Source organism: Mycobacterium sp. E3305, assembly GCF_001666785.1.
Lineage (GTDB): Bacteria > Actinomycetota > Actinomycetes > Mycobacteriales > Mycobacteriaceae > Mycobacterium.
Map to the genome: position 1 here is coordinate 53,442 of NZ_LZJA01000241.1, position 7,200 is coordinate 60,641.

The window sequence follows — 7,200 nt, forward strand, 5'->3', positions numbered from 1 at the left end:
ATTCGTTGATGTGAGCACCGCGACGAAAAGCCCCAAGGCGAAACCGGCGAAATCGGCGGAGCCGAAAGCGCCCAAGATTTCCGAAGAGGTATACCGCGCCGAATTGTTCCGCCTGCAAACGGAATTCGTGAAGCTGCAAGAGTGGGTACGGCACACCGGCCAGCGCCTCGTGGTGATCTTCGAAGGCCGCGACGGGGCGGGCAAGGGCGGCACCATCAAGCGGATCACCGAATATCTCAACCCGCGCGTCGCCCGCATCGCGGCGTTGCCCTCGCCGACGGAACGCGAACGCGGCCAGTGGTACTACCAGCGCTACATCGCCCATCTGCCCGCCAAAGGGGAGATCGTGCTGTTCGACCGGTCCTGGTACAACCGCGCCGGCGTCGAAAAGGTCATGGGATTTTGCACGCCGCAGGAGCATGCGCTGTTCTTGCGGCAGACGCCGATCTTCGAGCAGATGCTGATCGACGACGGGATACTGCTGCGCAAATATTGGTTCTCGGTCTCCGCTAACGAGCAGCTGCGCCGGTTCAAGGCGCGCCTGAGTGACCCTGTGCGGCAATGGAAACTCAGCCCGATGGACACCGAGTCGCTGTATCGGCGGGAGGACTATTCACGCGCCAAGGACGAAATGATGGTGCACACCGACACCCCCGTCAGCCCTTGGTACGTCGTGGAATCGGACATCAAGAAGCATGCGCGGCTGAACATGATGGCGCATCTGCTGGCTACCATCGAATACCACGACGTCGAGCGGCCCCACGTCAAACTGCCCAAGACCCCGGTGGTGAGCGGGAACTACCAGCGCCCGCCGCGTGAGCTGTCCAAGTACGTCGACGACTACGCGGCCACACTGATGGGGGATACGTGACGCTGGTCTACATCCCGGCCACGCTGGCCATGTTGCAGCATCTGGTCGCCGACGGCTCGTTGATGCCCGTCAACGGCACCGCGTTCGCGCTGACGCCGACGTTGCGGGAGTCCTACGCCGAGGGCGACGACGACGAACTCGCCGAGGTCGCGCTGCGCGAGGCCGCGCTGGCGTCGCTACGTCTGCTGGCCGACTCGGAAGCGGAGGGGGGCTTGCCGCCGCGGCGCGCGGTGCTGGCCGCCGAGGTCGGCGACGTCACCTTCCGTCCCGACCTCGACGACGCCGTGGTGAGGCTCGGCGCGCCCGTCGCACTCGACGAAGTGGTCGCCGCCTACGTCGACAACGCGGCGGCCGAGCCGGATGTGACGAAGGCCATCGAGGTCATCGACGCCGCCGACCTGGGTGACGAGGACGCCGAGCTGGTAGTCGGTGACGCTCAGGACCACGATCTGGCCTGGTACGCAAACCAGGAGCTGCCGTTCCTGCTCGAGCTGCTCTGACGCCGAATGTGACGCGTTCGGGGCGTGCCACCCTGGCTACGCAACCGTAGGTTACGCTACCGTAGGTTTCGTGAGGCCCCAGGAATCGACCACAATGGTGAGCGCAACCAAGACGCCGCGTAGTGAGCAGGAGCTTCCTCTGGGCAGACGTAACCCCGCTATCAAGGGCAACGTCGTCGAGACCAAGCGACCCGTTGTCGCGGGCGCGGACCGGCATCCCGGCTGGCACGCGCTGCGCAAGATCGCCGCGCGCATCACCACACCGTTGCTGCCCGACGACTACCTGCACCTGGCGAACCCCTTGTGGTCCGCGCGAGAACTGCGGGGCCGCATCCTCGAGGTGCGCCGCGAGACGGAGGATTCCGCGACCCTGGTGATCAAGCCGGGGTGGGGCTTCGACTTCGACTACCAGCCGGGTCAGTACATCGGGATCGGCCTGCTGGTCGACGGACGCTGGCGCTGGCGGTCGTATTCGCTGACGTCCAGCCCTGCCGCGACGTCCGGATCCGGCTCCGCGCGCACCGTCACCATCACCGTCAAGGCGATGCCCGAGGGTTTCCTCTCGACCCACCTGGTGGCCGGCGTCGCGCGCGGGACCATCGTCCGGCTGGCCGCGCCCCAGGGCAACTTTGTGCTGCCCGACCCGGCGCCGTCGTCGATCCTGTTCCTCACCGCCGGATCCGGGATCACGCCGGTGATGTCGATGCTGCGAACCCTGCTGCGGCGCAACCAGATCGGTGACATCACGCACGTGCATTCGGCGCCCACCGAATCCGACGTGATGTTTCGCGCCGAGCTGGCCACGCTCGCGGCCGAGCACCCGGGCTACCGACTGAAGCTGCGGGAGACCCGCTCGCAGGGCCGGCTCGACCTTGCCCTGCTCGACCACGAGGTGCCGGACTGGCGCGAACGCCACACCTGGGCCTGCGGGCCGGAGGGCATGCTGGCCCAGGCCGAGAAGATCTGGTCGGCCGCGGGCATCGGCGACCGGCTGCACCTGGAGCGGTTCGCGGTGTCCAAGGCCGCGCCGGCCGGCGCGGGCGGAACGGTCACCTTCGCGCAGAGCGGCCGCGCCGTCGCCGCCGACGCCGCCACGTCGTTGATGGACGCGGGGGAGGGGGCGGGCGTGCAGATGCCGTTCGGCTGCCGAATGGGTATATGTCAGTCGTGCGTGGTGGGTCTGGTGGAAGGTCACGTTCGCGACCTGCGCACCGGCGTGGAACACGATCCGGGCACCCGGATTCAGACGTGTGTCTCGGCCGCCTCGGGCGACTGCGTGCTCGACATCTAAAGGCTACTCACAGGTAACCTACGGGTTCGTAGGTTACGATAGCGTAGGTCTTGACCTGTTCAGGACGGACAAATCAAACCGTAGGGAGAAGAAGACGATGGCGATCACCGACGTCGACGTATTCGCCCATCTGACGGACGCCGACATCGAAAACCTGGCCGTTGAGCTGGACGCCATCCGCCAGGACATCGAAGACTCGCGCGGCGAGCGGGACGCCCGCTACATCCGCCGCACCATCGCGGCCCAGCGTGCGCTGGAGGTATCCGGCCGGCTGCTGCTGGCCGCCAGTTCTCGCCGCTCGGCCTGGTGGGCCGGCACCGTAACGCTGGGCGTGGCCAAGATCATCGAGAACATGGAGATCGGCCACAACGTCATGCACGGCCAGTGGGACTGGATGAACGACCCCGAGATTCACTCCTCGACGTGGGAGTGGGACATGAGCGGGTCGTCCAAGCACTGGCGCTACACCCACAACTTCGTGCACCACAAGTACACGAACATCCTCGGGATGGACGACGATGTCGGCTACGGCCTGCTGCGCGTCACCCGCGACCAGCGCTGGAAGCGCTTCAACATCTTCAACCTGGTCTACAACACCATGCTGGCGCTGCTCTTCGAGTGGGGCGTCGGCCTGCAGCATGTGGAGATCGGCAAGATCGTCAAGAAGCGGATGGAGCACGACGACGCCCGGCAGCGGGTCGACGAGTTCCTGGCCAAGGCCGGCCGGCAGGTGGTGAAGGACTATGTCGCGTTCCCGGCGCTGACCGCCCTGTCGCCCGGCGCGACGTACCGATCCACGCTGAAGGCCAACGCGGTGGCCAACATCATCCGCAACGTGTGGGCCAATGCGGTCATCTTCTGCGGCCATTTCCCTGATGGCGCAGAGAAATTCACCAAGACCGACATGATCGGCGAAACCAAGGGGCAGTGGTACCTGCGCCAGATGCTGGGCAGCGCCAACTTCGAGGCGGGTCCCGCGCTGCGGTTCATGAGCGGCAACCTGTCCCACCAGATCGAGCACCACCTGTTCCCGGACCTGCCGAGCAACCGGTATGCGGAGATCGCGGTGCGGGTGCGCGAAATCTGCGACAAGTACGACCTGCCCTACACGACCGGGTCGTTCCTGGTGCAGTACGGCAAGACGTGGCGCACGCTGGCCAAGCTGTCGCTGCCGAACAAATACCTGCGCGACGACGCCGACAACGCGCCGGAAACCCGCAGCGAGCGGATGTTCGACGAGCTGGGGCCCGAATTCGCGGGCACCGACCCGGAGACCGGCCGCCGGCGCGGGCTGAAGACCGCCATCGAGACCGTGCGCGGCTGGCGGCGCGGCAAGCGCGCGCAACGCGACGCGCGGCGCGCGGACGACCTGGCGGCCTAGCGCAGCGCGTGCGGACGCGGTGTGGCCGCCGTCCCGCGCTCGTTCGCCATACTGGGATGCGTGCAGGTGTTCGTCGGATCGCACGTGTCGCACTGGGATTTCCCGCGCAGCATGGCCAGCGTCGCGTTGATGGCCGAATTCGGTTGCGCGAATGGCATTGCCATGGCGGACGTGCTCAACGGGACCGGCCTGACGGAGGCCGACCTGCGCGACCACAACCGGATGATCGTCGGGCGTCAGGAGCTGGCGGTCGTCACGAACCTGGTGAACCTGCTGGGTGAAGCCGCCGACCTGGGGACGCGCGTCGGCGGCGGCTATCACGTCGGATCGCTGGGCATCTTCGGTTTCGCCTGCCTGACCAGTTCGACACTGGGCGACGCCGTCCGGTTCGCTGCCCGGTTCTACGAACTCAGCTACGGCTTCTGCCTGCCGACCGTCACGGTGGACGGGCCGGTGGCGGCGCTGCGGCTCGACCTGCCCGACGTGACCGGCCCGGTCGCGGAGTTCCTGGTCCGGCGCGACCTGGCGGCCATCGCCCAGGTCATGGCGGAGCTGCTCGGCCGTGCGGTCCCGTTCACCTCGATCGAGTTCACCGGTCCGGCGCCGTCCTCGGATGCCCTGGCCTGCAAGGCATTTGGCGTGACGCCGCGTTACGACTCGTCGGCGAACGTGGCGCGCTGGCCGGCCGAACTGCTGGACAACCCGCTGCCGCAGGCCAGCGAGATCAGCGTGGCCATGTGCGAGCAGCAGTGCCGCGCCCTGTTGGAGCGGCGCCGGGCGCGGACCGGTGTCGCCCGGCAAGTCCGTGAGCGGCTGGCCTCGGTCGACGGCGAACCGCACACCATCGGGGCGGTCGCCCGGCAGCTGGCGATGAGCGAGCGGACGCTGCGGCGGCGGCTGGCCGAGGAGAACACGACCTTTCGGGACCTCCTCGAGGAGGTGCACCGGGTCCTCGCCGAGGAGCTGTTGGCGACGGGCGCGCTGTCGGTGGACGACGTCGCGTTGCGGCTTGGCTACGCGGAGGCGACGAGCTTCATCGCCGCGTTCAAGCGGTGGACGGGCACGACTCCCGCGCGATACCAGCGGTCGGTCGCGCCGCGCGGGCGGTTGGTCGCCGTCTGATCGTGGCCGGAATTATGGATTTGCCGACCGCAATCGGTTGCCGGTGACGGGCGCCCCGGGCCTACTTTTCACTTATGACTTCGACTCGTCCTCGCGTATTGGTGATCGGGGCCGGCTTCGGTGGCCTCGCCGCCGCCTACGAGCTGTCCCGGGATGGCCTGGCCGACGTGACGGTGCTGGAGAAGGCCGAGGACATCGGCGGTGTGTGGCGGGAGAACACCTACCCCGGTGCCGCCTGCGACGTGCCGTCGAACCTGTACTCGTACTCCTTCGCCCGCAAGACCGACTGGGGGCGGCGGTATGCCGAGCAGGCGGACATCCTCGGCTACATCCACGACACCGCCGACCGGTTCGGCCTTCGCGAGCTGGTGCGCACCGGGGTCGAGGTCACGTCGGCGGCCTTCGACGACGGCACCGCCACGTGGCGGGTCGAGACCTCGTCCGGCGAGGTGTTCGAGGCCGACGTGCTGGTGCCCGCGGTGGGGCAGTTGTCGCGGCCGGCGCTGCCGAACATCCCGGGCCTGGATACGTTCGCGGGTCCCTCTTTCCATTCGGCGCAGTGGCGCCACGACGTCGACCTCGCCGGCAAGCGCGTCGCCGTCCTCGGCACCGGCGCATCCGCCATCCAATTCGTCCCACGCATCCGCCAGACCGCGCAGCGCGTCATCGTGTTTCAGCGGTCAGCGCCCTACATCGTCCCCAAGCCGGACCGCGCCTACACCGGCGCGCACCACGCCGCGTTCGCCAAGGCGCCCGGCTTCGCCTCCGCCATGCGAGGCCTGATCTGGGAGATCTCGGAGTTCTTCGGTCTCGCGCTGACCAAGGTCGCCCCGCTCGCCCGGCTGGTGGGCGTCGCCGCATCGGCAAACCTCAAGTGGCACATCAAGGATCCGGTGCTGCGGGCGAAGCTGACCCCCGACTACCCGATCGGCTGCAAGCGCGTGCTGTTCAGCAATGACTGGTACCCGGCGCTGGCCAGCGACAACGTCGACGTCGAGACCGGCGCGATCACCGAGGTGACGGCCACCGGGGTGCGCACCGCCGACGGCAGGCTGCACGAGGTCGACGTCATCATCTACGGCACGGGGTTCAAGGCCACCGAATTCCTGGCCCCGATTACGATCACCGGCCGCGACGGTCGGGACCTGCAGTCCGAGTGGGCGGAAGGCGCGCGCGCCCATCTGGGCATGGCCGTGCCGGGCTTCCCGAACATGTTCCTGATCTATGGCCCGAACACCAACCTGGGCAGCAGCTCGATCATCCTGATGATGGAGCAGCAGGCCCGCTACATCCGCCAGGTCACCGAAGAGCTCGCCCGCGGGGGTGTGGTGCGCGCGTTCGAGGTTCGGCGCGCCGCGGAGCAGGCCTACGACGCCGAGGTCCAGGCCCGGCTCGACGCCGGCGTGTGGACCTCCTGCGACTCCTGGTATCGCGCCGCATCGGGCCGGGTCACCACCAACTGGCCCGGGCTGGTGCACGAATATCAGCGCCGCACAAGGGCGGTCGCGTTCGCCGACTACCTGGAGGTGTTGCCCAAACCGGTGGCCGAGGAGATCAGCGCCTGACCCGGAGCCGCCGGGACTACGCTCAAGGCATGCTCGCAGCGTTCGGATTCGAAACCATGGGTGTCGTCGTTGGCGACATGTTCTTCGTCGACCCGCGCCCGCTGGAAGGTCAGGAAACCCCGGAGCGGGGCGTCCGGCTGGAACTGCGGATTGTCGACCGGGACGAGCCGCAAGGGTCGATCTACGCCGGCGTCCCGATCGGCTTCAACCGCCCGGTGTGGCGGGTGGATCTGTTCGGCTCCACCGAAAGCCCGCCCGGGACCCTGGACCGGGCCCATCACCACCCGAAGTTCGACGGGTGGGAGCCCGGGCGACGGCACTTCGTCCCCGAGCTGTCGGCCGACCCGGTCGCCTGGCTGACCGATCAGCTCGCCGACCCGGCCGCCGTGCTGGCCCGGGCGGGGGTCGATCCCGACCAGGTCCCCGAAGCCGACAAGGCCGGCCTGGCCGCGTCCGCACCGGAGATCGTC

Annotated in this window: 7 protein-coding genes; all 7 read left to right on the forward strand. The window is 68.1% G+C overall.

Annotated elements, in window-relative coordinates; all coding sequences use genetic code 11:
* Nucleotides 1-10 precede the first annotated feature (10 nt).
* The gene (gene ppk2 / locus A5701_RS22425; protein WP_067759063.1) at nucleotides 11-871 is read left to right on the forward strand and encodes a polyphosphate kinase 2; all 861 of its coding nucleotides are present in this window, start codon (nucleotides 11-13) and stop codon (nucleotides 869-871) included.
* Entirely contained in the window at nucleotides 868-1,371 is a 504-nt protein-coding gene (locus A5701_RS22430; RefSeq protein ID WP_156670214.1) for a hypothetical protein, read from the forward strand. The genes ppk2 and A5701_RS22430 overlap by 4 nt, the downstream gene beginning before the upstream one ends.
* Before the next feature lie 97 nt (nucleotides 1,372-1,468).
* Entirely contained in the window at nucleotides 1,469-2,662 is a 1,194-nt protein-coding gene (locus A5701_RS22435) for a ferredoxin reductase (protein ID WP_369807440.1), read from the forward strand.
* 97 nt (nucleotides 2,663-2,759) lie between these two features.
* The gene (locus A5701_RS22440; RefSeq protein ID WP_067759066.1) at nucleotides 2,760-4,043 is read left to right on the forward strand and encodes a fatty acid desaturase; all 1,284 of its coding nucleotides are present in this window, start codon (nucleotides 2,760-2,762) and stop codon (nucleotides 4,041-4,043) included.
* Between the two features lie 60 nt (nucleotides 4,044-4,103).
* Nucleotides 4,104-5,165, forward strand: a complete 1,062-nt coding sequence (locus A5701_RS22445) for an AraC family transcriptional regulator (RefSeq protein ID WP_082969809.1) — start codon at nucleotides 4,104-4,106, stop codon at nucleotides 5,163-5,165.
* Nucleotides 5,166-5,239: 74 nt separating this feature from the next.
* Entirely contained in the window at nucleotides 5,240-6,730 is a 1,491-nt protein-coding gene (locus A5701_RS22450) for an NAD(P)/FAD-dependent oxidoreductase (RefSeq protein ID WP_067759069.1), read from the forward strand.
* A 29-nt stretch (nucleotides 6,731-6,759) separates the two neighbouring features.
* Nucleotides 6,760-7,200 (forward strand): hypothetical protein (locus A5701_RS22455; protein ID WP_067759072.1); only part of this gene is annotated, 441 nt, incomplete at its 3' end.